Raw genomic sequence first — 26624 nt, 5'->3', positions numbered from 1 at the left:
TAAAAATAGAAGGAAGTTTTTAATGAAAGTTTTAATAAACAAAAATATGCTTGAAAGCATAGTAACAAATACAAATCCATATCTTGAAAAAAGAGATCTTAGCGCTATAACTTCTCACATTTATATCTCAGCAAAAGATGGTGTTTTAAACATAAAAGCAACTGATCATGAAATAGGTCTAGCATATAAGCTAAGTAATGTAAAAATCGTTGATGAAGGTTACGCAACTGCAAATGGTAAAAAACTACTTGACATTATAAAAAGTCTAAAAGACGAAGAAGTGATGTTAGAAACCGTAAACAACTATCTTTATATAAAACAAAAAAACTCAAAATATAAACTTCCAATGTATAAATTTGAAGATTTCCCAGAGTTTCCAACGATTGAGGGCAAATCAAAATTTGATGTTGATGCTGTTATGTTAGGAAGAAGTTTAAAGAAAATTTTACCAAGTATTGATAGTAATAACCCAAAATTTGAACTAAACGGAGCTTTTCTTGATATTAAAAAAGACTTTATAAATATCGTTGGTACTGATACGAGAAGACTTAGTGTATTTAGATTTCAAACACCAACTGAAAAAGAATTTTCACTAATAATCCCTAAAAAAGCTATCAATGAAATACAAAAACTATTTTTTGACAAGATAGAAATTTACTATGATGAAAATATCTTAATCGCTCAAAGCCAAAATTTTGAATTTTTCACAAAACTTATAAATGGCAAATTTCCAGATTACGAGCGTGTAATACCAAAAGAGGTAAGAAAAAGACTTCAACTAAGTAGAGATAAGATGATAGAGGGTATAAAAACTATCTCAATGCTAAGTGATACAATGAAAATATCTTTTGCAAAAGACAATATAACATTTGAAAGTGTTATAGAAGATAATTCTGAAGCAAAAACTACGATAGATTATCAAACTGGTTTAGAGCTTGGAGATGAATTTTTCATAGGTATAAAAAATAGATATCTACTTGACTTTTTAAGTAGCATCGAGGACGAAAATTTTGAGCTTGGATTTAATGAAAGCTCACTAGCATTTGTTGTAAATTCAAAAGAATTAACAACAGTAATAATGCCGATAAATTTATAAGATAAGGCAAGATTATGGAAAATAATTACGGCGCAGAAAATATCAAAGTACTAAAAGGGCTTGAGGCGGTCAGGAAGCGCCCAGGCATGTATATAGGTGATACTAACATAAGCGGTCTTCACCACATGATCTACGAAGTAGTTGATAACTCTATCGACGAAGCGATGGCAGGATACTGCGATACGATAGATGTTGAGCTTACACGTGAGGGCTCAGCTATCATTAGCGATAATGGCCGTGGTATCCCAGTAGATATGCACCCGACTGAGAAAATTTCAGCTGCGACTGTTGTTCTAACCGTGCTTCACGCTGGTGGTAAATTTGACAAGGACACTTATAAGGTCTCTGGCGGTCTTCACGGCGTTGGTGTATCTGTCGTAAATGCCCTTTCTAAAAAACTAGTCGTAAATATCAAACGTGATGGCAAGCTTCACAGACAAGAATTTGCAAAAGGTATCCCTCAAAGCGATCTTGAAGTGATAAAAACTACAAATCGCACAGGCACGCAAGTCGAGTTTTGGCCAGATGATAGCATATTTGAAGTGACTGAATTTGATGATGAAATTTTAGTAAAAAGATTTCGCGAGCTAGCATATCTAAACCCAAAGATAACTATAAATTTCAAAGATCAAAGAAACGGCAGAAGCGAAAGCTTTCATTTTGAGGGCGGACTTGAGAGCTTTGTAACTGACATGAACAAGGCAAATGCTGTCAGCAAAGCAGTCTCATTTAGCGGCGGCGAAGATGATGTTATGGTTGATTTTGCACTGCTTTACAACGACACTTATAGTGAAAATTTACTAAGCTTTGTAAATAACATCAAAACTCCAGATGGTGGTACTCACGAGGCTGGCTTTAGAGCGGGTCTTACAAGAGTTATCACAAACTACGTTCAAGCAAACGCTGCTGCACGTGAAAAAGATACAAAGATAACTGGCGAAGATATCCGTGAGGGACTTATCGCAGTTGTAAGCGTAAAGGTGCCAGAGCCACAGTTTGAGGGACAAACAAAGGGCAAACTAGGCTCAAGCTACGTAAAACCTATCGTTCAAAAGATGGTTTTTGACGTGCTTACAAAGTATTTTGAAGAAAATCCTATCGAAGCAAGAGCGATAATGGATAAAGCTCTAATGGCAGCTCGTGGTCGCGAGGCCGCTAAAAAAGCTAGGGATCTAACTCGCAAAAAAGAGAGCATGAGCGTAGGCACACTCCCTGGTAAACTAGCTGATTGTCAGAGTAAAGACCCAGTAATTAGCGAGCTATACCTAGTGGAGGGCGACTCTGCGGGCGGTTCTGCAAAACAAGGACGTGATAGAGTTTTTCAAGCGATATTGCCGCTTAAGGGTAAAATTCTAAACGTTGAAAAGGCAAGACTAGATAAAATTTTAAAATCTGATGAGATAAAAAATATGATAACAGCGCTAGGCTGCGGCATCGGAGATGAATTTGACGCTGAAAAGCTTAGATATCATAAGATCATCATCATGACTGATGCTGATGTCGATGGTAGCCACATCCAGACACTGCTTTTAACATTCTTTTTTAGATTTTTAAATAAAGTTGTAGAAAACGGCCACATCTATCTAGCTCAGCCACCACTTTACCGCTATAAAAAAGGTAAGAAAGAAATTTATCTAAAAGATGAAAAGGCATTAAACGAATTCCTTATCGAAACTGGCATCGATGGCGTTGATATAGAGGGTATCGGTAGTGCAGATTTGATTGATTTTTTAAAGATCGTTGCAGCTTATAGAAGCGTCTTAAAAGAGCTTGAAAAACGCTTTAACGTCCTTTCAGCGATCCGCTATATGATAGAAAATCCAGACATCGTCTCAAAAAGCTACAATGAAATTTTTGAAATTTTAAGAGACTTCTTAAAAGCTGAGGGTCACAACATCCTAAATCACTATGTTAGCGATGATGAAGTTAGAATTTATGTCCAAACTGAAAGCGGCCTAGAAGAGCTTGTGGTAAATGAAAATTTATTTACAAATCCACTCTATGAAGAGGCACTTTACATCAGCCAAAAGATAAAAGAGCGCGGTTTAGACTTGCATAGTGACGTTATAGACGTGCTTGATGAAGTAGAGAAAAATGCGAAAAAAGGTGCATATATCCAGCGCTATAAAGGTCTTGGTGAGATGAACCCTGAGCAGCTTTGGGAGACTACGATGAACCCTGAGAACAGAAGACTTTTAAAGATCGATATAAACGACGCTATAAGTGCTTCTGATACATTTAATCTCTTCATGGGCGATGAGGTCGAGCCAAGAAGAAACTACATCCAAGATCACGCAAAAGACGTTAAACACTTGGATATTTAAAAGAAAAAGGATAAAAAATGAGCGAAGAGATGAAGTATGGCGAGAAAATTTTGAAAGAATTTGACGTAGAGAGTGACCTTGAGGTCTGGGAAAATAAGCAAACAAGGGACTATGTCATAAAGATCACTCTGCCTGAGTTTTGCTGCCTTTGCCCTCGCTCTGGTTATCCTGACTTTGCGACCATATACCTTGAGTATATCCCAAATAAGCTAGTTGTTGAGCTAAAAGCGATAAAGCTTTATATAAATAGCTTTATGAACCGCAACATCAGCCACGAAGATAGTATAAATGAAATTTACTCTGTTTTAGAGAAAAAACTTGAGCCTAAATTTATGAAGATAGTTGGCGACTTTAACCCACGTGGAAATGTCCATACAGTTATCGAGATCAGCTCTGATCTAGTGGTAAAAAAGCCAGCTGAAGAGAAAGAATACGCTCCAAGAAGTAGGGAGAGAAGCTTTAGCGACAAAGCGCGTGAGAGACGCAACACAAGCGATCGCGCTAGTAGTAGAGGCAGTAGAGATGATAAATTTAAAAAAGATGATAAGCCAAGAAAAAGCTCAAACAAAGAGGGTTTTAGAAAGATAAGCTACGCTGATGATAAGAAGCCAAAAGTAGTCAAAAAGGATAAATAATGATAAGTGCTAAGCTTATAGAACATATCTTTAAAGCAGCATCTATATCACGTTGGAACGACTATCCAAAGATGACAAATTTAGTCGAGCTTGACAAGCAGGCTCATAAATTTATCATCGCTTATTTCATAGCAAAACAAGAGCAAAATGCTGACATGAACTACATCATCGAGGCTGGGATTTTTGAGTTTTTAAGCAGGGTCGTAGTCACAGACATACGCCCTGACGTCTTTCACCACATCCAAAAGACAAAAAAAGAGCAGATAAATAGCTGGGTTTTAAGCAACCTTGAGACGCTCATCTCAGATATTGAGGACGGCGAGTTTTTGGAGAGATTTAAAAACCACTATAAAAACGACAAAACTCACGAAAAAGAGCGCCTTATACTAAAAGCAGCCAGCTATCTTGCTACAAGGTGGGAATTTTCTATCGTCTATCAAACGAGCCAGTTTTTAAGTGACATCAATGAGCTTAAGGCGAAGGTCGAGGAGGAGATGGAGGATTATTATGAGCTAATTGGCGTTAGAAAGATCGCTATGAATCAAAAATTAGCCCGCCTTGTTGATCTAAGCGGTAGGCTAAGGTTTCAAAAGCGTTGGGCACAAACGCCTCGCATTCCTGAAACTGCGGTCTTAGGACATATGCTAGTTGTTGCGATACTTAGCTATTTTTATTCACTAAAAGTAAAAGCTTGCAAAAAACGCCTAGAAAATAACTTCTTTTGCGCGCTATTTCACGATCTGCCAGAGAGCCTCACAAGAGATATCATAAGCCCTGTAAAATACGGCGTAAAGGGGCTAAATGAGATCATCAGCGAGTATGAGATGAGGCTTATTGATGAGAGGATTTTGCCATTTGTGCCTGAAAAGATCAAAGATGAGTTTAGCTACATCCTTGGTATCAGAAAAGATGGCGAGAAATTTATAAAAGATGAGTTTGAAAATAGAACTTATGAACGCAAGATCATCTGCCACGAAGGGACTATGGAGAACGTAAATGAGGATAAATTTAACCCGATCGACGGCAAAGCGCTAAAATACTGCGACAAGCTCTCAGCCTATATCGAAGCTGGAATTTCCATAAGCTACGGCGTCAAGTCAAAAGAGCTAACTGATGGCTTTAATAATATGTATAAATTTTTCAGTGAAAAACCTAAAATCGACGGAGTGGATTTTTTAGAAATTTGTGATGATTTTAATGAGCATTTTGGTTTAGAAAGACCCCCTCTCAGATGACTGCGGCACACACTTAATACAAGTGCTCTGCTGTGTTCCCACCCTGAAGCGGTGCTCATAAAAAGCATTGCACAGGTCTAAGAAGGAGCTTCGCAATCATACAGAAACTATACTTAAATTTTGTTTTATAGTTACATTTTTAAAAATTTAGCTTTAAAAGTATATAATCAGCCAAAATTTCACAAAAAGTAGAGTAATGTCTGGAAAGTTTAAACTTCGTTTTTTATCAGCTTTTAGAGATTTTTTTATCTATCATCACAAATCTTTAGAATTTCGTGCCAAAATTTTTGCCGCTATGATCTCCGCTAAATTTGACCCAGACGAAGATGATTTTTTTGTTTTAAACGACATTACAAATGAAATTTATGAAAATGACCAAACCAGAAAAGACTTTTTGATCCAAACTGTTAAAGAGTATGTAGCAAGAGTTAAAAGAAACGATAGAATCACACTTGATGCACTACTTTTAAGCATTGATAAAGACCTAAAAGATCACAAAAGATACGCCAAAAAGATAGATTTTTCTCATCTTCGTCGCTTGATGAGTGGCTGTGAGGAAGAGATTTTAGTTCAGCAAAGAGTTTATGAGTTTTTAATAAACGAAGTCAAACTCTATTCTTAAGATTATCATTCATTTTAAATTTTTAATCATCAACTAGCATAAAAATTATTTCTTCATCTGAATAGCAGTCTGGATCATCTCATCACTTGTTGTGATACTTTTTGCACTAGCCTCATAAGCCTTTTGTGTGACTATAACCTCACTTAGCGCTTGACCAAGATCGACATTACTCATCTCAAGCTTGTTTGCTAAAATTTGCGCTCCATAAATGGTCTCACCAGCTTTATTTTTATAAAAAAATGCTTCACCTGAATTTGGAGTTGCTTCATAGAGATTATCGCCCACTTTTGATACGCCCTGTTCATTTTGGAAGTGATATAGAGCTATTTTTGCAACTATAAATGAGCGAGAATTGTCAAAATTTGCCATGATATTTCCACGATCATCAACGCTATATTTTGAGAGATTTCCTTCGGCGTAGCCATCTGCTTTTATGACAAAGTCTTTTTTTGAATTGGCCGAGCTTGTTATGCCATTATAGACATTTGCATCTCCATCGCCAAGAAAATTTAAAGCCACGTTTCCAACGCTTGTTAATGTATTTGCCACAAGTCTACCGCTACCATTAAATGTAAGCGACCCCATGGCTGTATTTTGTACAGCACCATTTGCATCGGTTATCGTAGCTGTTGCATTCCAAATGGTTTGATCACCACCTTGAGGGATTTGTTTTGTGAAATTTATAGTTACTAAGCTCTTTGTACCATCACTATTATATATCTCTGAACTTAGTTTTTCTTTATTGGCCACTTCAACTAGTGACGTAACTTCAGCCTTCACATCTAAATTAGCAAAATCCATAAATTTTAGGCTTTTATTGTTTATATGCCAGCTGCCATCGCTCTCTAGCGTGGTTGAAAACTCACTAATTCTACCATCACCGTCTTTTACTTTTACCACCACGCTGTCACCTGCTTTTGCACCAAATCTTGTCTGACTTAGTGGGATTTGCCCATTTAGTGAGATAGTTTTATTTGTATTATCAAGTGTATAATTAAAATTTGCTGCATCAATAGCTGTTGTTTGTCTATTTGTTATTAGACTTGAGTTTAGGTTGCCTTTTAAATTTATATTTTTTGTTTGCTTGGCTGGCATATATAAAAAATGAGGTAAATTTATACCTTTTTGTGAGCCAGTATCGCCTAGTTTTAGATCTTCTTCTTTTGCAGTAAATGCCTGCGTGGTACCTTTTGTTTGACCATATTTTCTAAGAGCATTAGCACTTGGGGTGACTGGAGTAAAACTTGTTAACGTACCAAGAAGCAAGTTGCCTTTATTATCTACTAAATTTCCAGCCCCATCTATATCAAAGCTACCTGTTCTTGTATAGTAGTTTTTGCCATTTTTATCAACGACACCAAAAAAACCTTTACCACCTATGGCTAGGTCGAAGTTATTATCGGTATTTTGAAAACTACCATTTGTCATCTTCAAAGCTGTCGTTTGTTTCGTAGCTCCAAGACCTACTTGATTGTTAGTTGGACCACTTCCAGCGGAAGCCATATGTTGATTGATTAAATTTTTAAACTCAGGGATTGAAGCTTTAAAACCTATGTTGTTGATATTTGAGATATTATTTGCCCAAACATCCATGCCAAAGCTTTGTGTTTTAATGCCACTAATTCCGTTGTAAAAACCTCTCATCATGGCTTTTATCCTTCGTAAAATTCAGATATTTTATCCATTGGGACATATTCGCCTGCGATTTTTATCATGGCTTTGCCATCTACAAATTTTACTGCTTCGACTGGATAGCTACCTACTTGAGTCTTGTATGAATTACCATCTTTGCCAGTGTAATTAACAGAGACTGTATATGCGCCGTTTGGTAATTGTTTTCCAGAATCATCTTTGCCATCCCAAGATATTCTGCGAACTCCTGATTTTAGATCTTTTATATCGATTGAACGAACGACCTCTCCATTTGCATTTTTAATTTCGAGCTTACCATTTGCAAGATCTGATTTAAAATAAAGTGCAAAATTTACAGTTTTTTGCTCATCTGTTAGTAAAACTGAGTTTGAACCAGTTGAGACCATTTTTCCAAGAGCTGAGATAGCGTAGGCATTTGCATTTGATTTTAACTGATTTACAAGCTCTTTCATAGCTGAGTTTGTATTTTGTTGCATCTCTAGTGATGCTAGTTGGCTAGTTTGCGTAAGCATCTTTTCAGTATCCATAGGACTTGTTGGGTCTTGATACTGAAGCTCTGTTAAAAGTAGCTTCATAAATGCATCTTTATCTAGCTGCGCATTTGGGTTAGTTCCTGTACCAGCTGCTGCATCTTGCTTTGCTTTTGCCTTTTTCTCGGCGTTTTTTTGTTGAGTTGTTTGTGTAGTTATATCTGAAACTGAAGCCATAATCTCTCCTAAATATATCTTGGTATTACTAGCTCAAGCAAGCTTTGTTCCGCTTGAGCGTTTTCGCTCTCATCGCTTTGATTTGAGCTGTATTTATTCTTTGCTTGTTCTCTTTTGTCTTGTCTTTGATTCTGATCTGAGAAATTCATCTCAAGCTCGGTAAATCCCATATTTACAAGGCTATTTTTAAACTCAGCTTGATTTTGTAAAAATAAATTCATCGTAGCCGTGGTTGAGTTAAAATTTACATGTAAATTATTACCTCGATTTACCATCGTGATCTCGACCTCGCCTAAATTTAGAGGGTTAAGCGTTATGTTAAAACGAGTGATCGGAGCTTTGTAATTTTGCACCTGCTCTTTTAACGTAGAAGAGAAGTTACTAAGCGTCTCTTTTATCTCAGCCTTTGTTTGAAGCTGGTGTTTAGCACTGTTTGCGATATCTTTTACCATTTGATTTAGCTCTGATTTATTATCACTACTAAATGTCTCTTTGCTCTCTAAATTCTCATTTTTTTGCTGTTCTCTTTCAGGGAAGAGTAGCGACTCAAGAGTTGGAGCTTTTTGCACCTTTTGCTCGTGTAAATTTACCTTTACTTTAGGCTGCTCCTCTGGCTCAACATCCACTATCTCATCATCAAGCTTTACTTCACTATCTAGCTTTTTAGGCTCTTCTTTCACTAAATTTTTAGCTTCATTAGTTGGATTTGCCACTACCTCTTTTAATAAGGTATCAAGCTTTACGACCTCTTTTGGTTCATTTTTGATGATGGTTTGCTCGACCTCATTTTTTAGCTCTTTTAGGTAAAAAGGCTTCTCTTCGGTCTTTATCGGTGTGAAAAATTCTTTCTTGCCTAAATTTTTAAACATCTCGTTTAGTTTTGGCACATCTTCATTTGAAATTTCTATATTTTCAAGGCCAAGGTCAAATTTCTTAGCAAGGTCGATAAGATCGCTAACGCTTTTAACGTTGCTAAGCTCTTCAACGTTTTCAGGCATACTTAAGAAATTTGCTATTTTGTCGCTGAAATTTGGAAATTTACTTACTTTTTCATTGCCGTTTAGAATTTCTAAAACTTGCAAAAGCTGCATGAAATTTGCATTTTCATAGAGCTCATTTTTTGTATTTTCGTCTAAATTTTCTTCAAGTGCAGTTGAAATTTTTGCCGCGCTTTCGCTTTGAGATTTTTGCAGCGTCTCTTTTTGAGTTGTAACCGTTTTTACTATCTCTTTGACATCTTTTTCAGTGATTTTTTGGCCGCTATTTGCCTTGCTCGCAGCCGCATCCAAAACCATCGACAAAAACTCGCCGTTGTTTTGAGACTTCTTCGCAGCCGCAGGCTTTTTAGTAGCCGCAGGAGCTAACAAATCTACGTTGTTTTTCGCTGTATAAGCTTGCATTTAAACCTTTCAAATTTTTAAACTTAATGCCAAACATGCAAAATCTATTCCAAAAATTAATTTCTTGATATCAGCTTAAAATTTATAAAAATTTGGCTATAATCTGCCCCTATTTTAAAACTGACAAACAAAAAATAGCAAACTAATAAACGGAGAAAAATTTGGAAAAGATACGAAATATAGCCGTTATCGCACACGTCGACCACGGTAAAACAACAATGGTTGATGAGCTTTTGAAACAGTCAGGAACATTTAATGAGCATCAAAACCTTGGCGAGCGTGTAATGGATAGCAACGACATCGAAAGAGAGCGTGGCATCACGATTCTTTCTAAAAATACCGCTATTCGCTACAAAGATACAAAGATCAACATCATTGACACCCCAGGCCACGCCGACTTTGGTGGTGAGGTAGAGCGTGTTCTTAAGATGGTTGATGGCGTTTTGCTACTTGTTGATGCGCAAGAAGGCGTTATGCCACAAACTAAATTTGTCGTCAAAAAAGCACTTTCACTAGGGCTTCGTCCAATCGTTGTTGTAAATAAGATAGATAAGCCAGCAGGCGATCCAGACCGCGTTATAAATGAAATTTTTGACCTTTTTGTCGCACTTGATGCAAACGATGAGCAGCTAGAATTTCCAGTCGTTTATGCCGCTGCTAAAAATGGCTACGCAAAGCTAAAACTAAGCGATGAAAACAAAGATATGCAGCCACTTTTTGAGACCATCCTAGCTCACGTGCCAGCTCCAAGCGGTAGCGACGAGAACCCACTTCAGCTTCAAGTGTTTACTCTTGATTATGACAACTACGTCGGCAAAATCGGTATTGCGAGAATTTTTAATGGCAAGATATCTAAAAATCAAAATGTTATGCTTGCAAAGGCTGATGGTACAAAGACAACTGGTAGAATTTCAAAGTTAATTGGCTTTATGGGTCTTGAAAGAACCGATATAAACGAGGCTGGTACTGGTGACATCGTAGCGATCGCTGGCTTTGATGCACTTGACGTTGGCGATAGCGTCGTTGATCCAAATAATCCTCATCCGCTTGATCCTCTCCACATCGAAGAGCCGACACTTAGCGTTGTATTTTCTGTAAATGACGGCCCATTAGCAGGCACTGAGGGCAAACACGTCACATCGAATAAGATCGATGAGCGCCTTGCAAACGAGATGAAGACAAATATCGCGATGAAGTATGAAAATATCGGCGAGGGCAAATTTAAAGTAAGTGGCCGTGGCGAGCTTCAGATTACTATTTTGGCTGAAAATATGCGCCGTGAGGGGTATGAATTTTTACTTGGTAGACCTGAGGTCATCGTAAAAGAGATAAATGGCGTAAAATGCGAGCCATACGAGCTTTTAGTGATCGATGCACCTGATGATACGACAGGCACAGTCATAGAAAAACTAGGCAAAAGAAAGGCTGAAATGGTCTCTATGAACCCAACAGGCGACGGCCAAACAAGGATCGAGTTTGAGATCCCAGCGCGCGGACTTATCGGCTTTAGAAGTCAGTTTTTGACTGATACAAAAGGCGAGGGTGTTATGAACCACAGCTTTTTGGAGTTTAGACCGTTAAGCGGAACAGTGGAGCATAGAACAAATGGCGCGCTAGTTTCGATGGAAAACGGCGTAACGCTTGCTTATTCGCTATTTAACTTGCAAGATCGTGGTGTGCTATTTCTTGATCCGCAGGCAAAAGTCTATGTGGGCATGATCATCGGCGAGCACAGCCGTCCAAACGACCTTGACGTAAATCCTATCAAGGGCAAAAACCTAACAAACGTGCGCGCTAGCGGTAGCGACGATGCGATCAAACTTGTGCCACCTAGAAAGCTAAGCCTTGAGCGTGCGTTAGAGTGGATAGAAGATGACGAGCTAGTCGAGGTTACGCCTATAAATATCCGCGTTCGCAAGCGCTATTTAGACCCGACAGAGCGTAAAAGAAAAGCAAAACTTTAATCAAATTTTATAAATTTAGCCCCTTTGTAAAGGGGCTAATAATTAAACTCTAAAAACAGCAAAAAATTTACATAAATTTCTCATACTTTTTTTGCATTATTTATTTAAGTTGGCTTTGTTCAAGACGAAATAGAGCCATTCTTTCTCATTTAAAATTTATCAATCTTAAAACCATTTATACTTTAAAATACCATACTTACTTTTCTATTTTTGCTTTTAATGTAATCAATATGAAAATGCCTAGTTTATGCTAAAATCGGCGAAAATTTAAAGGAAACCGATGAAAAAACTAAAATTTATCTTCGCTCTCGCCGCGGCGTTTATTTTTAGCGGCTGCTACGAGACTACGCTGCTTACTCGTGTGCCGATCTCCGCGCTTGTTTCGGACAAAGGCGCGGACGTGAAATCAACGATCGTGCTAACGGGTATAACGCCGCAGACGTACGAAACTAAGACGGTAACGGACAACGTGCGGGTTTTCGTCCCGGACGCTAAATTTAAGGACTTCCCGACGGGAGAAACTGCCTATGAGATGAGCGTTAGCGTAGGCAAGGGTGAAAAAGGCGGCAAAAACTCGGATAAGCGCGCCGTGCGGATATATCTAAGCCAAGACGGCGACGTCTACGGCAAGCTTAGCAAAAACATACTCGAGCAGTACGCGGGCGCGGCGAAACAGAAAATGGAGCCGACGTTAAAAGCGGCGATCAAATTTGAAAACGACACGAACGTCGTTTGTGAGCTGGTCGTCGGCAACGAGTTTAAGGCGAGCGGCGAGGCGCAAACGGGCGGCGTTTATACCTTGGCGCCTGGGCAGGTTACGGGCGCGATATGGGCGGATAGCGCGGCGGTACGCGAGGCGATCGCGGGCAAAGCTGTCAAAATCGGTACTCTAAAAAAGGCGGCGAAATGAAAAACGTAAAAATCGGCTTCATCGGCGGCGGAAATATGGGCGGCGCGATGATAGAGGCGCTTTGGCGAGCGCAATGCGGTGAGGCTAACGCGGGGCGAAACTCGGCCGAGGACGAGCGAAAATTTGACGGCGGCAGCGAGACGCAAAGGGCGGGAAATTTAGCGCAAACGGATAAAAACGCGAGTCGGCGCGAATGCGAAAAAGAGGCAAAATTTGAAATCCTAGCCTGCGCCAGAAGCAAAAACGAAACTTTACGGCAGAGATTCGGCGTAAAAATAGCCGCGAAAGAAACGGATCTAGCGCGCGAAGCGGACGCGGTCGTGCTGGCTACTAAGCCCGCTAGCTACGAGGCTATCTTGCGCCTGATCGCGCCCGAGCTTGCGGGCAAAATTTTGCTTCTTTTGGCGCCGGGTTTTGGCATAAATCGCGCTAGGCAAATCGCCGGCGAGGGCGTTTATATCGCTCGCGCGATGCCAAACGTCGCAGCTAGCATCGGAGCGTCGGCCACGGCTCTTTGCTTTGACGTGGGTTTTAGCGATGAAGCGCGCAAGACCGTGCGCGAAATAATCGCAAAAATAGGCAAAATTTACGAGATAGACGAGTCCGGATTTGCCGCATTTACGGGCATCGCGGGAAGCCTGCCCGCGTATGTTTGCGCCTTTATCGAGGCTGCGGCCGATGCGGGCGTGCGAGGCGGACTGCCTAGGCAGCTTTGCTACGACGCCGTTGCGGCAGCCGTGGAAGGGGCGGCGCGCCTGATCCAAAGCGGCAAGCACCCGGCCGCGCTAAAAGACGAGGTCTGCTCGCCGGCGGGAACCACGATAGAGGGACTTGCCGCGCTTGAAAAAGGCGGATTTCGCGGCGCCTTGATGGATGCCGTCGCCGCTTGCATCGCCAAAGCGCGGGTTTAGGTAAATTTAAAGGATAAAAATGAAAATCTTATTATTTGCGCTACTTGCGGCGATAAATTTATTCGCTAGCGAGCCGAGCCTTTCGCCATTGCTAGCCGCAGATACGCTAGAAAAGGTCAAAAAATGCAAAAATCCCGACCTAAACGCTACCAAAGAGTGCGTGCAAGCTGGCATAGTAGCGGCAAACTTAAAGCAAGACTACGGCGCGGCGGAGGGGCTATTTAGCCTAGCCTGCGCCAAAGGAGACGGCGAGGGCTGCTTTTATCTGGGCGAGCTTTATAAAAATAATCTAGTAAAAGCCTCGGACAAGAGCGAGCGCGAGACTAAGATTAGCGCGTATTACAAGGCTAGCTGTGTCCTTTACGAGTATTTGCCCGGTTGCTTGGCGCTAGCTAATTTCATACAAGAAGAGCTGGGCGACGAGGTGCAGTCGTTTGCGATAAACAATACCCTATGCAACAAAAAATACGCTCCGGGATGCTACAACGTGGGCTGGATGATAGAGCGAACGGGAGGCGATATAGGCGAGATGATGGAGTATTACGAGCGCTCGTGTAAGCTAGGCTACGTAGGCGGCTGCGCGCGAGCGGCGTGGCTGTATGAGGGAAATTTCAACGAAAACAGATACGAGCAAGTAAAAAAAGACGCGAAAAAAGCAAAGCAAACGCGAAAAAGAGCGTGCGAGCTAGGCGATAAGCAAAGCTGTTAGATTGATAATAAGACGTTTTGATAAAAATTTTTAAAACGATAAAACCCTAGAAAGTCTTAACATAGCTAGCAATGCAGAGTAGTAACTTTTAGCATATTTTTGAATTCTGTAAGAAGTTTGCTAATTTATATTTTTAAGTTTATAAAAGCTCTGCCATACTTTTTTATAGTAGCCAGTGAAGTAAAGTTAAATTTTTTACTTCACTAGATCTAAAAGTAAAATTTTCACAGAGCTTGTGTTGGCTTATACTTTTAATCATTAAGACAATCAATAAAACTTGATAAATTTTATGCTAAATCTTATTTTTAACAAAAGCAAATATTAACTTACTTAAATAAAGCTAAATATAACAATGTAATTTTAAGTTATTAGGTTATTAAATTTTTTTAAATTTTATTTTTAAGGATTGCAACATGAAAATGCTATTTTTAGCCCCTGTCTTAGCATGTAGTCTTGCTTTTAGTGCCGATGTCATCGCAAAAGATGCCAATATAACGCTAGATGGCAATATGATCGGAAAGATCGAGGTTTTAACGCCAGTTGAGGTTATAGAAAAAGGTGAAAAGACGAGCAAGATAAAAGTTAATGGTGTGGTTTCAACGAACTATTTAGCCCAGCTTCAAAGAAGTATAGAAGATCCGGAAGTTTTTATTGCTTTTAATGATGAAAGTGAGACAAATTTTAAAAAAGTAAAAGATATTGAAGATGAGTATGGCGAAGTATGGTACCAAGCAGAGGGTGTTTATGAGATACCAAATGACGTGCTTGGTGGCGATACAAAAAATCTTTATGCAAAAGCACAAAAAATTTATGAGGAGACTTGTTCAGCATGTCATAGACTTCATGAGCCAAATAGCTTTACAGCGGCTCAGTGGCCAGCAAATTTAGCTGGAATGGTCGATGCAAAATTTGTAGCACTAGATGAAACTGACCTAAATTTAGTGCTCAAATACTTACAACACAATGCCAAAAAAGCAAAATAAATTTTTCATAAGGGAGAAAATATGAAAAGACGAGATTTTATAAAATTTTCTGCACTTGCAGCCACTGCGGCACAAGCGAACAGGATCGAAGGTGTGACAAAAACCATTTTTGACCAAAAGAAAACTTTTGGAGCAAATAGATTTGGTCTATTTTGGGCAAATACCAACTCAAATCAAATCGTCTCTGTTGATCCATTTGAAGGTGATAAATTTCCAAATACAATGAATAACAGTTTGCCAGATCTCATCCAAAATGAAAGTCGCGTACTCTATCCGTACGTAAGAAAAAGCTACTTAAAGGCAAAAGGTGTAGCAAAAAGCGAGCTTCGTGGCAAAGAAGAATTTGTACGTGTTAGTTGGGATACGGCACTTGACCTTGCTGCAAAAGCCTTAAAAGAAAATTTTGACAAATATGGCCCAGAAAGCATTTACGGCGAATGTTACTGGTGGGGTGGTAGTGGTAAGATCAGTTGGGGTAGGACTGTTGGTCATAGGATGTTAAAGGTTTTAGGTGGATACGTAGAAGAGAGCGGTGACTACTCAACAGGCGCTGGTCTTGTCATCATGCCTCACGTCCTTGGAAATAGTGCGGTCTATGACGCTCCTACAAAATGGGAGGCCATGGTTAAAAATGCTAAGAACATCGTATTTTGGGGTACTGATCCGCTTGTGACTGGTCAAATTTCATGGCAGCCTCCAACACACGATGGTTATCTTGGTATTAAAAAGATAAAAGAGGCAGGCATTAAAACCTATAGTGTTTGCGTCTTTAAAAATGACACCACAAGATACCTTGACTCTGAAACTATCATCGTTCGTCCAAACACTGACGTAGCAATGATGCTTGGTATGTGCCACTATCTTTATGAAAACAATCTTTACGACGAGGAATTTATAAAAAAATACACAGTTGGTTTTAATAAATTTAAAGATTATTTGCTTGGTGCCACCGACAAAGTGGTAAAAGATATAAACTGGGCTAGTAAAATTTGTGGTGTAAAAGCTGAAGAGATTGCAAAATTTGCTACTGTACTCGCAAAAGAGCCAAGCACTATTATCGCTGGCAGATCTCTTCAAAGACAAGACCATGGCGAAATGAGCTTTTGGGGTATCGTAACTCTTAGTGCGATGCTTGGCCACATCGGTAAAGAGGGTCTTGGATTTGAGTTTAACCTCTACTACGGAAACGGTAGCACTGATAAGATAGCACCTGCCCTAAAAGGTATCAGTACTAGGATAAGCGAGAAATATGAAAACGTAGATGGTGCTCCGTGGAAGAAATTTAAAAACGTAACAATCCCATCTTCAAGATCAATCGAAGCCTTGCAAAATCCTGGCAAAGAGATAGATTATGATGGCTCTAAGATCAAACTTCCACATATGAGAGTAGCTTATATGGCTTCTGGTTCGATGTTTACAAGACACCAGGATGTAAACAATGCAGTTAAAGCATGGCGTAAATTTGATACTGTTATCACAGCTGAGCCATTTTGGACAAGTACAGCTAAACTAAGCGACATCGTCTTACCAGTGGCACTTGAGGTAGAGAGAAATGACATCAACCAAAGTGTCCCATCAAGCGAATACATCGTGGCATACAAACCAGTAGTTGAGCCAATGGGAGAAAGCAGAAGCGACTACTGGATATGCTCACAAATTTGCAAACGCTGGGGCAGAGAAGAGGTCTTTACTGAGGGTAAAGATGAGCTTGGCTGGGCAAAAGAATTTTACGCAGATGCGGTGGAACAAGCCAAGGCACTAGATCTTAAAATGCCAAGCTTTGATGAGTTTTGGAAAGAGGGCTATGTAAAATTTGACAAAGACAATGAAGAGACAAAATACTACACAAGACTTAGTGCATTTAGAGAAAATCCACACAAAAATCGCCTTGGCACGCCATCAGGTAAGATAGAGATATACTCTCCAACTATTGCTAAATTTGGCTACAAAGACTTTGCTCCACACTTTGCCTGGATCGAGCCGTTTGAGTGGCTTGGTAGTGAAAAAGCTAAGAAGTATCCATTTAGCATCACAACCCCACACTCAAGATATCGCCTCCACTCTCAGCTAAATAACTCAATAATCAGAAACTACGCTGAAGTTTGTGCTAGAGAGCCGATGTTAATAAATACAAACGACGCTAAGAAAAAAGGCATCGCAACTGGTGATGTAGTGAGAGTCTTTAACGATAGGGGTGAAATTTTAGTAGGAGCGCTTGTTACTGACATCATCCCAGAGCGTGTCATCGCTATTTGCGAAGGCGCATGGTACGATCCTGAAGTGCTTGGCGAAAGAAGCCTTTGTAAGCACGGCTGCATCAATGTCCTAACACGCGACAAAGGCACATCTAGTATCGCTCAAAGCAACTGCGGACATACGATACTAGCGGATCTTGAAAAATATAAAGGCGAGATCAAACCAATAACTGCATTTTCTAAACCAAAAATTTTACAATCTTTGTAGAATTTATATAAACTTAGCCCTCGCTTGGGGGCTAAATTATTTTTAGGTCATTTATATCTTCAAATTTGATCCTAGTTTTTACAACCATAAGAGTTTTATTTTTGAAATTTACGTCAGAGATTAGCCCTCTAGCATTTGTATAGGTGTAGCCGTCATGATAGCTCACATATACTTCATCAGCTGGCCTTAGCTCGCTTATCTTTTTTAAAATTTCATCGACTTTGTTCTCATCAAGCTCTAGTTTTTCTCTTCTCTCACGCTCTTTTTGGCGGAGGGCTCGCTCTAAGGTTGATAGCGGATTAAACGAGCTAAAAATTTTCGCCCTATCTTTACTCGCCACTTTTGTGCCCTCCAATCTTTTTATTTCGGTCTTGTCCAGTGGCTTCTGGTAGTAGATCGATCGCTCTTAAAACCGAGTTTTTACCAAATTTTTCTTTTATTAGATTTAGGGATTTTAAAATCGCCTTTTCTTTAGTATCATCCTCAAAAAGACTAGAGTGAGCGAGGCTTTCTTTTACTACGTCATTTGCACTGATGCCAATTTGCCTAATTAGCCCAACATTTTTTATCTTGTTTAAAAGTAGCTCTTCGGCCAAACTCATCAGCACACTTGAGACATTTGTTGGTGTCTTAAACCGAACGCTTGCACGTTGTAATGGCTCAAGCTTGTCAGCAAATTTTATATTTATCGTTATTCCACTTGCCATTACTTCTTTGTTGATCATCCTAAGTGCTAGTCTATCCGCCATCTCTTTTAGCACGATCACTGCCTCACAACGTTCGTAGTCTCTTGGTAAAATTTCAGAGCTAAAGTAGGATTTTGTGCTTGGTTTATATGCTTTTATGTCAGCTATTGTCGTTGGCTCTATGCCATTTGCGTGATCTATCGTTATATATGCATCAACTCCAAAAAATTTCTCAAGCAGACTTCGCGGAGCATTTGCTATATCTTTCATACAAAAAATTCCATGTTTTTCCAGCTTTAGCCTAGTTTGCTTACCGATACGCCAAAAGTCATCTAGCGGTTGATGCGTCCAAAGACGTTCTTTATAAAGCTGCTCGTCTAAAAATACAATCCCATCATCACTGTGCTTAGCCAAGATATCAAGGGCGATTTTTGCAAGGTATAAATTTGTGCCCATGCCACAGGTGGCCGTCACGCCAGTAGTTTTTAAAATTTCATCCATTATCTTTTTGGCTATGGATTTTGCATCGGTATTATAAAATTTAACATAAGAAGTAAGATCGATAAAGGCCTCATCGATAGAATAGACATAGATATCATCTTTTGAAACATATTTTAGGTATATCTCATAAATTTTAGCCGCATAGTCGATGTAAAACTGCATTCTAGGCGGTGCAATGATAAAATTTATAGCCTTTGGTATTTCAAAAAGCCTGCATCTATTTTTCACACCTTTGGCTCTAAGAGCTGGGCTAACGGCTAGACAAACACTTCCGTTGCCGCGACTATCGTCAGCCACGACCAGATCGGCTTTAAACGGATCAAGTCCTCGCTCCACGCACTCAACTGAGGCATAAAAGGACTTTAGGTCAATGACGGCATAAAATTTTTCTGATCGTTTTTGCATTGTAGTTTTGGAAATTTATTTGTTTATGAGAGTTTTTTTATCTCATAAACAAAATTTGATAATTTTTAGTCATCTTCTAATCTAGTATTGCTGTTTTCAGGTACTAAAAGAGGATCCTCTCCAAACCTATTTGTACCAGGAGTACCTTTAAATGTGCACATGATAAGTAAAAAAATATTGCCAATAAGCGGTATAAGGACTAATAAAGACCACCAGCCACTTTTATCTGTGTCGTGAAGTCTTCTTACTTGTACTGAAAGAGACGGCAAGAATAAGACCAAACCTGCTATTGGTTGTGCTATGTTTTGACGGGTTACATCATCTATAAATATGACAATAAAATATACTAAAAATACAAAAAGAGTAAACCACCAAAATTCAGATCTACTCGCTCTTCCTTGGAAATTTACATACTTGTTAAAGCAAGTTGTTACAGATGTTCCAAATGTCATTGTTTATCCTTTATTAAAAAATCTTTGTATTTTATAATATTTTCTTAACACAAATATTAAAAATAATTTTTATATCAATTTTTTAATGTAGGCTCTATGAAAAAATATTTCTAGTAAAAATATGATTTAAGGGCATTTCTGCCCTTAAAATTTATTATCTTGTTGGTGAAAGATATGGTTTTTCAGAGTGCATAGTCATCTCGTTTTCTTTTCTAAATGCTATATACTCATCTTCGCTTAGCCGCTTAATGTTTGCTATTGTCATCTTAAGCGGTGTGATGCCTGATAGTGGGCTAAACTACGCACTCTCTTATGTCGGTAGCGATGAGGCAGATATCGGACAAAGTACATTAAAATTTAGCAGCGTTACATCAAGTAGAGCCAAAATTTACTCAAAAATAGCCTATGATGCTGGTAAATTTAATCCTTATGGGAAAATTAGTGCCGAGTATAAATTTAATACAAAATCAAAAATAGCAGTAGTCCAAGAAGACGAGGATATCAGCCTAACTCAAAAAGGCACAAGCTCGGAGGTTGAGCTCGGTCTAAGATATACGCCAACTTATGCAACACTCATAAATTTTGGCATAGCACAATCTTTTGGTAAAAAAGATCAAAGCAGCGCAAAACTTCAGTTTGCTTATAGATTCTAAAAATTTAGTGGCTTTTTGGCCACTAAATTTTACTTATTTTTATAGATTTAGCCATAAATTTTCTTTAAATTTTCAAGCTTTGTGCTAGCATTTAGTAGTAACATATCGGCGATAACTAGCCTTATCATCGCGGTTGCAACGACACTACCACGTATGCCTATACAAGGATCATGTCTGCCTCTTAGCTCAAAGTCCACAACTTCGCCTTGCAAATTTAGTGTCTTTTGCTCTTTAAATATCGAAGGTGTAGGCTTGAAATGGCTCTTTAGTACGATATCTTCGCCACTACTTATACCGCCAAGTATGCCTCCTGCGTTGTTGCTTAAAAATCCAAGCTCATCCATCTCATCGTTATTTACCGACCCAAATGTCTCACTTGCTTTTACGCCAGCACCTATCTCGACGGCTTTTACACCATTTATGCCCATTAAAGCCGCTGCTAAAGCACTATCAAGCTTATCATAAAGTGGCTCTCCAAGACCAGCTGGAGAATTTTTAACCACGCTTAAAACAACTGCACCGACACTATCGTGGTCATTTCTAGCTTTATTTACCGCTTCTTTCATCGCCTCTTCGTTGCCAAGAGCATAAATTTGTGAATTTTTGGCAAAATTAAAGTCTACTTTGTTGCTAAAAACCTTGCCAATGCTAAATACCCCGCTTAAAACCTCAATATTAAACTCATTTAGAAGTAGCTGTGCAAAGGCTCCGCCAGCTACCCTGATAGCTGTTTCTCTAGCACTTGAGCGTCCGCCGCCCCTGTGATCTCTAAAACCATACTTTTTAAAGTAGGTAAAATCAGCATGGCCTGGGCGAAAAATTTCACGTAAATTGTCATAGTCGTTTGACTTTTGGTTGTTGTTAAAAATAGTAAAACCTATAGGCGCTCCAGTGCTCTTACCATCAAAGACGCCGCTAAAAATTTCTATCTTATCGGCTTCATCTCTTGCGGTTGTGAAGTTGCTTTGTCCAGGACGGCGTTTATCTAGCTCACTTTGGATGAAATCTGTATCGATCTTTAGCCCAGCTGGAAGTCCATCTATCGCGCCGCCGATCGCCACTCCGTGGCTCTCGCCAAAGGTTGTTAAGGTTAGTTTTTTGCCAAATGTATTCAAAATTTTTCCTATTTATTGATTTTTTCTAGTGCGATTTTTGCTGCGAGCTGTTGGGCTTGCTTTTTAGAGCTGCCAACGGCACGTGAAATTTCTTTGCCATTTAGAAGTAGGGCTATCTCAAATTCTTTCTTGTGATCAGGACCTGACGTGCCGATGAGCTCGTATGTTGGTATGACGCCAAGGGTTGCTTGAGTGACCTCTTGAAGAGCGGTTTTGTAGTCCTTTTCGAGGTGTGCAAAGTCGATCTGTGGATAGCAAAGTTCAAGCAGAGCGATCGAAATTTCTCGCACCTTATCAAGTCCAGCCTCAAGGTAGATAGCGCCCATCACAGCCTCAAATGCGTCGCTTAAAATGCTATCTTTCTCGCGTCCGCCATTGTTCTCTTCGGCCGTGCTTAGCCTTAAAAATTTACCCATTTTTAGATGCCTTGCCATATTTGCAAAGCTTTTTTCATTTACAAGTGCGGCTCTTAGCTTACTCATGTCGCCCTCTGCGATCTTGCTAAATTTTTTAAAAAGATACTCAGCCACAAGTAGATCCATCACCGCATCGCCCAAAAACTCGAGCCTTTCGTTATTTAACGCCTGCTTGGTGCTCTTATGCGTTAGTGCCTCTTCTAAAAGTTCAGTTTTTTTAAATTTATAGCCAAGACTCTCTTCAAATTCTTCTAAAATTTTCATCTTTCATTCTCATCTTTTATTTTTAATGCCTCATCTCTTGCCATCTGGTCGCACTCCTCGTTTTCAGGGTGTCCAGCGTGCCCCTTAACCCAGCTTGCTACGACTTTGTGAGGCTTTGAAATTTCTAAATACTCTTGCCAAAGCTCTACATTTTTTACGTTTTTAAAATTTCTCTTTTGCCAGTTAGAAAGCCACTCATTTATGCTATTTACTACGTATGAGCTATCGGTAAAAAGCCTTACCTCGCAGGGCTCTTTTAGCGCTTTTAATCCCATTATCGCAGCTTTTAACTCCATTTGATTATTTGTAGTATATGCCTCGCCGCCACTCTCTTTTTTCTGCGCTTCGTTAAATCTCAATATATACGCCCAGCCGCCAGCTCCAGGGTTCCCAAGGCATGAGCCGTCGCTAAAAAGTGTTACTATCTTCACTTGCTTTTTCTGTGATGTGGGATAAAATTTTAACACTTCCTAGCTCGTGACAGACCGGACATCGGTAAAAATGCATAGGAAATGAGTTTTTGCAGCTTTTGCAAACGTAGTTAAAGCTTAGCCCAGCCGCATCAAATTTAGCGTCTTTTAGTTTTTTGATGACGTTTAGCTCAAAGCCATAAATTTCACATGGCTCATCTATATCGCCCTTTGCATAAAAGAGTGATTTGTACTTTGGATCGCTTAAATTTATAGGCGTTTTTAGGTTGTAAAGCAGATCGATCACATCTTCAAAATGAGCAAAATCTTTTAAATTTTCTAAATTTTCGTTGTGTCTTATGAAAAGGGCTAAGATCATGCGCTTTAAAAGCTCAAAATTTTGGCTAAGATGGGAGAGAATTTCTACCTTTTCATTAAAGCTTAAATTTCTATCATCAAGCGTGCTGATCGCCTTTATATAGGCTTTTTGATCTTTTACATTTACACCAAGCTCTTCAAGAGAATTTAGCGCATAAAGGGCTTCTTTGTAGTTTTTAAGTTTTTCATCTATCATCGTTAAAAAGCGAAGTGCAAGCACATTTCTTGGACTTAGTTCAAGCACTTTTTCAAAGACTTCGCTAGCTTTTTTTAAAAATCCAGCCTTAAAATAGACCTCTCCAAGCTCGTTTAGGATAAATTCTTTTTCATTTTTATCTCTAACTTTGCCAAGTGCTATGAGATAAACACTAATTGATTTTTCAAAATCACCATTTTTAGCAAAAGTTTGCCCTAGCATGCAAAGGCTTTGGGCGTCTATCTCTGGGCTTTGTAGCATCTGTTTATGCTCGCTACTTATGCCATCTTTGCTATCAAATTTTCTTATAAATTTTTCAATGCGTTTTTTCTCATCTTTGCTCGAAAAGATACCCCAAGCATAGCTTAATGCGGCTATCATCAAAATAATGCTAAATAAAATAATAAGGCTAAATATCGGATCTCTGTGCCCAATGAAAAAAATATCCACGCTCATACTTTGTAATAAAATTTTACTTTAATTATAACAAAGCGGTTGTATAATTTTGCTTATGATAGATCCAAAATCCATAGAAAAACTCAAAAATCAAATCGATATCGTTGACATTATAGAGCACTATTTGCCAGTTAAAAAAATGGGTGCAAACTATAAATGCGTCTGCCCATTTCACGATGATAGAAATCCTAGTATGAGCATAAGCCAAAGCAAGCAAATTTTTCACTGTTTTGCTTGCAAGGCTGGCGGAGATGCGATCAAATTTGTAATGGATTATGAGAAATTAACCTATCCAGAAGCTATCGAAAGAATAGCTAGTCTTGTAAATTTTAGCCTTGAATACACAAGCGACAAAGCCCCAACACAAAAAGAAAATAAGCATATTTTAGAAAAGGCAAATGCCTTTTATAGGAGCGAATTTTTCAAGCATGAAGCCGCTGTGAGATATATCTATTCTCGTGGTATAAATGACGCGATGATCGAGAAATTTGAGCTTGGCTGGGCAGGGGAGAGCGCTAGTACCATTAGACTTTTGCAAAATGAAAATATCGAGCCAAAAGAGGCGCTTGAAGTTGGCATAGTAAAGCAAAACGAGAAGGGAATTTATGCTAGTTTTATCGAGCGTATCACATTTCCCATATATGCACACACGGCAAAACTAGTTGGCTTTGGCGGTAGAACGATCTCAGATCATCCTGCAAAATATGTAAATTCTCCACAAAGCATGGTTTTTGACAAGTCAAAGCTGCTTTACGGCTATCATTTAGCTAGACAAAGTATTTTTGAAAAGAAGCAGATCATCATCACAGAGGGATATCTGGACGTTATCATGCTGCACTTTGCAGGCTTTACAAACGCTGTTGCCGTGCTTGGGACTGCGCTTACGACTAATCACTTACCACTTTTAAAAAGAGGAGAGATAAGTGTTGTGCTTTGTTTTGATGGTGACTCGGCTGGTATAAATGCCGCTATAAAGTCATCTCGTCTTTTGGTTCAAAACGAAATAGATGGAAGCGTTGTAATCATAAAAGATGGTGCAGACCCTGCAGATATGGTCTTTGCAGGCAGAAGTGACGAGCTAAAAGAGATGTTTGGCTCTGGGACTGAGCTTGGCGAGTTTTATATCGAGCAAGTTGTCAAGAAATACGATATATCACGCCCAGTACAAAAGCAAAAATGCTTGGAAGAGATAGTGGAATTTACAAATTCTCTAAAGCCAATAATCGCAAAAAGCTACGAATTGCTGGTATCAAATTTACTCAAAATAGAGCTAAATACTTTTAGCCTTCATGGACAAAGATATATAAATAGACAAGACCAAAATTTTACAAATGCTGTAACAACAAACAAACAAGTGGCTCAAAAAAAAGATAAAACTGATATTTTGGAATTTAGTGTTTTAAAGAGCATGCTAGCAAATAAAAATTACGAAGCTATCGTTTTAAACGAGCTTGAGGAGAAATTCTTCTTGCACCATAAAGATTATTTTCAGGCTGTTTTATTGCCAAATATTGAAGATAATGCGGTGCTTGTTAGAGAAATTTATGTTGATGAAAGCTCAAATGTAGCTTCGAGCGAAGATAGCCTTAAAGAGGCCATTTTAAAGCTAAAACTAAAATACTATGAGAAGTTTCGCGAAGATACTAGAAAATCACAAAAGCCAAATAAAATCGAAATAATGCAAAAAATTTCAGAGATTATTAAAGGCTTACACAACAAGCTACAAAAAAATTAGATTTAAAAATTTAACACTTATTCAGCTTTAAATCATAAAACTAAATGTAAAATGTTCAAAGTAATAAATGTTTTTAAGATTAGTTTTATTTTTAAGGATTTATTATGATAAATTTTAAAAGATTTGAGGCGAATTTTAATGCTATAAGTAGATTTGGAGCATTAAAAGGTGGAGGGCTAACAAGGCTTGCATTTAGCAAAGAAGACTTGGAAGCTAGGAATTTTCTTATAAATTTAATAGAAGAAAATGGCTTTAAACTTAAAATTGATAATGTTGGCAATATCTTTGCCATCTATGATGATGGCTGTGAGCCAGGTGAAAAGCCAGTTTGCGTGGGCTCTCACATAGATAGTGTGCCAAATGGTGGCTTTTATGATGGTACGCTTGGCGTTATGGCTGGACTTGAAGCATTAACCTCGATAAAAGAAGCTGGCATTAAACTAAAGCGTCCGCTTTGGCTGATAAATTTTTGCTGTGAAGAGTCAAGTAGGTTCAAGACAGCGACCATTGGCAGCAAGATAATAAGCGGCAAACTTGGTCTACAAAGGCTTCATGAATTAAAAGACGAAGATGGCATTTCGCTTTTTGAAGCGATGAGTAAATTTGGACTTGAACCACAAAATTTAAATGATTCTCTTTTAAAAGAACACTCACTTCATTCATATTTAGAACTTCACATTGAACAAGGTCCAGTGCTTGAGCGAAGCGGCATAAGCGTTGGTGTAGTAAGCGGTATCGCCGCTCCTATAAGATTTGAAATTATTATTCATGGCAAGGCAGATCACAGCGGTGCAACGCCGATGAATATGCGTAGTGACGCGCTGCTTGCCGCTTCACACATCATAATTGCTGCCAATAAATTTGCTAAAAACAAAAAAACAGCTGTGGCTACTGTTGGTTACGCACATGCAAAACCAGGCGTTTTAAACGTCGTACCAGGCGAGGCAAGGCTTGGAGTTGATCTAAGAGATATAGACAAAGCGAGCTTAAATGAGCTAAATAATGAGCTTAGAAATTTTATAAAAGAGCTAAGTGATGAGCTAAAATTTAGTTATGAGATAAGAGAACTAAGTAGTGATGAGCCAGTAAAACTTAGTGAGCATGCTATAAATTTACTAAGCGAAGAGGCTGCTAAGCTTGGCATAAAAACGCTTACTTTGCCAAGCGGAGCTGGACACGATGCGATGAATCTAACAAAACTTGCAAGTAGTGTTGGAATGCTTTTTATACCTTGTGTTGGTGGCATAAGTCACAATATAGCAGAGGCTATAAATTTTGATGATGCTTTCAAAGCTACACAAATTTTAACAAATGCACTAATTAAACTATCAAATGAATAAGGAGA

24 protein-coding genes and 1 other RNA gene are annotated in these 26624 nt (G+C 38.9%); 14 read left to right on the top strand and 11 right to left on the bottom strand.

The genetic code is table 11. The features are described from left to right. Nucleotides 1-22: 22 nt before the first annotated feature. From dnaN to F3G75_RS07155, 4 genes are read left to right on the top strand one after another with little or no spacing between them, the layout of a single operon-like run. Complete coding sequence (dnaN, locus tag F3G75_RS07170) at nt 23-1096, top strand: DNA polymerase III subunit beta (RefSeq protein WP_084041987.1); 1074 nt, start codon at nt 23-25, stop codon at nt 1094-1096. 14 nt (nt 1097-1110) lie between these two features. Further along, entirely contained in the window at nt 1111-3420 is a 2310-nt protein-coding gene (gene gyrB, locus F3G75_RS07165; RefSeq protein WP_149717068.1) for a DNA topoisomerase (ATP-hydrolyzing) subunit B, read from the top strand. Nucleotides 3421-3437: 17 nt separating this feature from the next. Then, the gene (gene queF / locus F3G75_RS07160) at nt 3438-4055 is read left to right on the top strand and encodes a preQ(1) synthase (protein ID WP_223154357.1); all 618 of its coding nucleotides are present in this window, start codon (nt 3438-3440) and stop codon (nt 4053-4055) included. Beyond that, on the top strand, nt 4055-5290 hold the full coding sequence (locus F3G75_RS07155) for an HD domain-containing protein (RefSeq protein WP_149717067.1): 1236 nt from the start codon (nt 4055-4057) through the stop codon (nt 5288-5290). The genes queF and F3G75_RS07155 overlap by 1 nt, the downstream gene beginning before the upstream one ends. Here the strand turns inward: F3G75_RS07155 and ffs are convergent. After that, nucleotides 5277-5374: signal recognition particle sRNA small type (ffs, locus tag F3G75_RS07150), an RNA gene on the bottom strand. The two genes, F3G75_RS07155 and ffs, sit on opposite strands and share 14 nt — an antisense overlap. Before the next feature lie 112 nt (nt 5375-5486). Here ffs and F3G75_RS07145 point away from each other — a divergent pair. Beyond that, nucleotides 5487-5912 (top strand): hypothetical protein, encoded by a 426-nt coding sequence (locus F3G75_RS07145; RefSeq protein WP_072595304.1) that lies wholly within the window; start codon nt 5487-5489, stop codon nt 5910-5912. 45 nt (nt 5913-5957) lie between these two features. Here the strand turns inward: F3G75_RS07145 and F3G75_RS07140 are convergent, their stop codons facing one another. Genes F3G75_RS07140 through fliK form a run of 3 tightly spaced genes read right to left on the bottom strand, consistent with a single transcriptional unit; the run spans nt 5958 to nt 9672 of the window. Next, nucleotides 5958-7559, bottom strand: a complete 1602-nt coding sequence (locus F3G75_RS07140; protein ID WP_223154449.1) for a flagellar hook protein FlgE — start codon at nt 7557-7559, stop codon at nt 5958-5960. Between the two features lie 5 nt (nt 7560-7564). Then, nucleotides 7565-8272, bottom strand: a complete 708-nt coding sequence (locus tag F3G75_RS07135) for a flagellar basal body rod modification protein (RefSeq protein ID WP_021090228.1) — start codon at nt 8270-8272, stop codon at nt 7565-7567. A gap of 8 nt (nt 8273-8280) precedes the next feature. Next, nucleotides 8281-9672 carry a flagellar hook-length control protein FliK gene (fliK, locus tag F3G75_RS07130; RefSeq protein ID WP_149717065.1) on the bottom strand — a complete coding sequence of 464 codons (1392 nt, stop codon included), beginning with the start codon at nt 9670-9672 and terminating at the stop codon, nt 8281-8283. A gap of 161 nt (nt 9673-9833) precedes the next feature. Here fliK and typA point away from each other — a divergent pair, with 161 nt between their 5' ends. The 6 genes from typA (at nt 9834) to F3G75_RS07100 (ending at nt 17612) form a co-directional block, all read left to right on the top strand. Beyond that, a complete protein-coding gene (gene typA, locus F3G75_RS07125) occupies nt 9834-11636 on the top strand; it encodes a translational GTPase TypA (protein WP_072595308.1) in 1803 nt (600 codons plus the stop codon). Nucleotides 11637-11916: 280 nt separating this feature from the next. Continuing rightward, a complete protein-coding gene (locus tag F3G75_RS07120) occupies nt 11917-12546 on the top strand; it encodes a ubiquitin family protein (protein ID WP_149717064.1) in 630 nt (209 codons plus the stop codon). Further along, nucleotides 12543-13457: a pyrroline-5-carboxylate reductase gene (proC, locus tag F3G75_RS07115; RefSeq protein WP_149717063.1), complete on the top strand. Its 915-nt coding sequence runs from the start codon at nt 12543-12545 to the stop codon at nt 13455-13457. The genes F3G75_RS07120 and proC overlap by 4 nt, the downstream gene beginning before the upstream one ends. Before the next feature lie 19 nt (nt 13458-13476). Further along, entirely contained in the window at nt 13477-14166 is a 690-nt protein-coding gene (locus tag F3G75_RS07110; RefSeq protein ID WP_149717062.1) for a tetratricopeptide repeat protein, read from the top strand. A 413-nt stretch (nt 14167-14579) separates the two neighbouring features. Next, nucleotides 14580-15149 carry a hypothetical protein gene (locus tag F3G75_RS07105; protein ID WP_149717061.1) on the top strand — a complete coding sequence of 190 codons (570 nt, stop codon included), beginning with the start codon at nt 14580-14582 and terminating at the stop codon, nt 15147-15149. Between the two features lie 21 nt (nt 15150-15170). Next, nucleotides 15171-17612 (top strand): molybdopterin-dependent oxidoreductase, encoded by a 2442-nt coding sequence (locus tag F3G75_RS07100; RefSeq protein ID WP_149717060.1) that lies wholly within the window; start codon nt 15171-15173, stop codon nt 17610-17612. A 31-nt stretch (nt 17613-17643) separates the two neighbouring features. Here F3G75_RS07100 and F3G75_RS07095 read toward each other — a convergent pair whose 3' ends face one another. From F3G75_RS07095 to F3G75_RS07085, 3 genes are all read right to left on the bottom strand, one after another. Beyond that, nucleotides 17644-17952, bottom strand: coding sequence for a YolD-like family protein (locus tag F3G75_RS07095; protein ID WP_149717059.1), 309 nt, complete (start codon nt 17950-17952; stop codon nt 17644-17646). Then, nucleotides 17942-19204: a Y-family DNA polymerase gene (locus tag F3G75_RS07090; protein WP_149717058.1), complete on the bottom strand. Its 1263-nt coding sequence runs from the start codon at nt 19202-19204 to the stop codon at nt 17942-17944. The genes F3G75_RS07095 and F3G75_RS07090 overlap by 11 nt, the downstream gene beginning before the upstream one ends. A gap of 65 nt (nt 19205-19269) precedes the next feature. Continuing rightward, complete coding sequence (locus tag F3G75_RS07085; RefSeq protein WP_149717057.1) at nt 19270-19656, bottom strand: DUF805 domain-containing protein; 387 nt, start codon at nt 19654-19656, stop codon at nt 19270-19272. A 248-nt stretch (nt 19657-19904) separates the two neighbouring features. Between F3G75_RS07085 and F3G75_RS07080 the strand changes: the two genes are divergently transcribed. Then, complete coding sequence (locus F3G75_RS07080; protein WP_149717056.1) at nt 19905-20309, top strand: autotransporter outer membrane beta-barrel domain-containing protein; 405 nt, start codon at nt 19905-19907, stop codon at nt 20307-20309. Nucleotides 20310-20356: 47 nt separating this feature from the next. Here the strand turns inward: F3G75_RS07080 and aroC are convergent, their stop codons facing one another. From aroC to F3G75_RS07060, 4 genes are read right to left on the bottom strand one after another with little or no spacing between them, the layout of a single operon-like run. Next, the gene (gene aroC, locus F3G75_RS07075) at nt 20357-21424 is read right to left on the bottom strand and encodes a chorismate synthase (RefSeq protein ID WP_149717055.1); all 1068 of its coding nucleotides are present in this window, start codon (nt 21422-21424) and stop codon (nt 20357-20359) included. An 8-nt stretch (nt 21425-21432) separates the two neighbouring features. After that, nucleotides 21433-22104: a ribonuclease III gene (gene rnc, locus F3G75_RS07070; protein WP_149717054.1), complete on the bottom strand. Its 672-nt coding sequence runs from the start codon at nt 22102-22104 to the stop codon at nt 21433-21435. Further along, nucleotides 22101-22535 carry a ribonuclease HI gene (gene rnhA, locus F3G75_RS07065; protein WP_107769958.1) on the bottom strand — a complete coding sequence of 145 codons (435 nt, stop codon included), beginning with the start codon at nt 22533-22535 and terminating at the stop codon, nt 22101-22103. Before rnhA ends, rnc begins: the two co-directional genes overlap by 4 nt. Next, nucleotides 22513-23544, bottom strand: coding sequence for a tetratricopeptide repeat protein (locus F3G75_RS07060; RefSeq protein WP_223154356.1), 1032 nt, complete (start codon nt 23542-23544; stop codon nt 22513-22515). Before F3G75_RS07060 ends, rnhA begins: the two co-directional genes overlap by 23 nt. Before the next feature lie 55 nt (nt 23545-23599). Here F3G75_RS07060 and dnaG point away from each other — a divergent pair, with 55 nt between their 5' ends. Continuing rightward, nucleotides 23600-25279, top strand: a complete 1680-nt coding sequence (gene dnaG, locus F3G75_RS07055) for a DNA primase (protein ID WP_149717127.1) — start codon at nt 23600-23602, stop codon at nt 25277-25279. Between the two features lie 104 nt (nt 25280-25383). Next, nucleotides 25384-26619 carry a M20 family metallo-hydrolase gene (locus tag F3G75_RS07050; RefSeq protein WP_149717052.1) on the top strand — a complete coding sequence of 412 codons (1236 nt, stop codon included), beginning with the start codon at nt 25384-25386 and terminating at the stop codon, nt 26617-26619. Nucleotides 26620-26624 lie beyond the last annotated feature (5 nt).

The sequence above is a fragment of the Campylobacter concisus genome (genome assembly GCF_902460705.1).
GTDB lineage: Bacteria > Campylobacterota > Campylobacteria > Campylobacterales > Campylobacteraceae > Campylobacter_A > Campylobacter_A concisus_Z.
The sequence above is the reverse complement of the archived record's forward strand: the minus strand, read 5'-3'. Positions and strand labels throughout refer to the sequence as shown.

What these genes read in the sequence shown, in the direction of transcription:
- F3G75_RS07060 (WP_223154356.1), bottom strand. Translation starts at nt 23,544, where the DNA reads ATGAGCGTGGATATTTTTTTCATTGGGCACAGAGATCCGATATTTAGC.
- F3G75_RS07145 (WP_072595304.1), top strand. Translation starts at nt 5,487, where the DNA reads ATGTCTGGAAAGTTTAAACTTCGTTTTTTATCAGCTTTTAGAGATTTT.
- F3G75_RS07090 (WP_149717058.1), bottom strand. Translation starts at nt 19,204, where the DNA reads ATGCAAAAACGATCAGAAAAATTTTATGCCGTCATTGACCTAAAGTCC.
- F3G75_RS07110 (WP_149717062.1), top strand. Translation starts at nt 13,477, where the DNA reads ATGAAAATCTTATTATTTGCGCTACTTGCGGCGATAAATTTATTCGCT.
- F3G75_RS07105 (WP_149717061.1), top strand. Translation starts at nt 14,580, where the DNA reads ATGAAAATGCTATTTTTAGCCCCTGTCTTAGCATGTAGTCTTGCTTTT.
- queF (WP_223154357.1), top strand. Translation starts at nt 3,438, where the DNA reads ATGAGCGAAGAGATGAAGTATGGCGAGAAAATTTTGAAAGAATTTGAC.
- F3G75_RS07080 (WP_149717056.1), top strand. Translation starts at nt 19,905, where the DNA reads ATGTTTGCTATTGTCATCTTAAGCGGTGTGATGCCTGATAGTGGGCTA.
- F3G75_RS07050 (WP_149717052.1), top strand. Translation starts at nt 25,384, where the DNA reads ATGATAAATTTTAAAAGATTTGAGGCGAATTTTAATGCTATAAGTAGA.
- F3G75_RS07085 (WP_149717057.1), bottom strand. Translation starts at nt 19,656, where the DNA reads ATGACATTTGGAACATCTGTAACAACTTGCTTTAACAAGTATGTAAAT.
- F3G75_RS07155 (WP_149717067.1), top strand. Translation starts at nt 4,055, where the DNA reads ATGATAAGTGCTAAGCTTATAGAACATATCTTTAAAGCAGCATCTATA.
- F3G75_RS07100 (WP_149717060.1), top strand. Translation starts at nt 15,171, where the DNA reads ATGAAAAGACGAGATTTTATAAAATTTTCTGCACTTGCAGCCACTGCG.
- dnaG (WP_149717127.1), top strand. Translation starts at nt 23,600, where the DNA reads ATGATAGATCCAAAATCCATAGAAAAACTCAAAAATCAAATCGATATC.
- dnaN (WP_084041987.1), top strand. Translation starts at nt 23, where the DNA reads ATGAAAGTTTTAATAAACAAAAATATGCTTGAAAGCATAGTAACAAAT.
- F3G75_RS07140 (WP_223154449.1), bottom strand. Translation starts at nt 7,559, where the DNA reads ATGATGAGAGGTTTTTACAACGGAATTAGTGGCATTAAAACACAAAGC.
- rnc (WP_149717054.1), bottom strand. Translation starts at nt 22,104, where the DNA reads ATGAAAATTTTAGAAGAATTTGAAGAGAGTCTTGGCTATAAATTTAAA.
- fliK (WP_149717065.1), bottom strand. Translation starts at nt 9,672, where the DNA reads ATGCAAGCTTATACAGCGAAAAACAACGTAGATTTGTTAGCTCCTGCG.
- proC (WP_149717063.1), top strand. Translation starts at nt 12,543, where the DNA reads ATGAAAAACGTAAAAATCGGCTTCATCGGCGGCGGAAATATGGGCGGC.
- gyrB (WP_149717068.1), top strand. Translation starts at nt 1,111, where the DNA reads ATGGAAAATAATTACGGCGCAGAAAATATCAAAGTACTAAAAGGGCTT.
- F3G75_RS07135 (WP_021090228.1), bottom strand. Translation starts at nt 8,272, where the DNA reads ATGGCTTCAGTTTCAGATATAACTACACAAACAACTCAACAAAAAAAC.
- F3G75_RS07120 (WP_149717064.1), top strand. Translation starts at nt 11,917, where the DNA reads ATGAAAAAACTAAAATTTATCTTCGCTCTCGCCGCGGCGTTTATTTTT.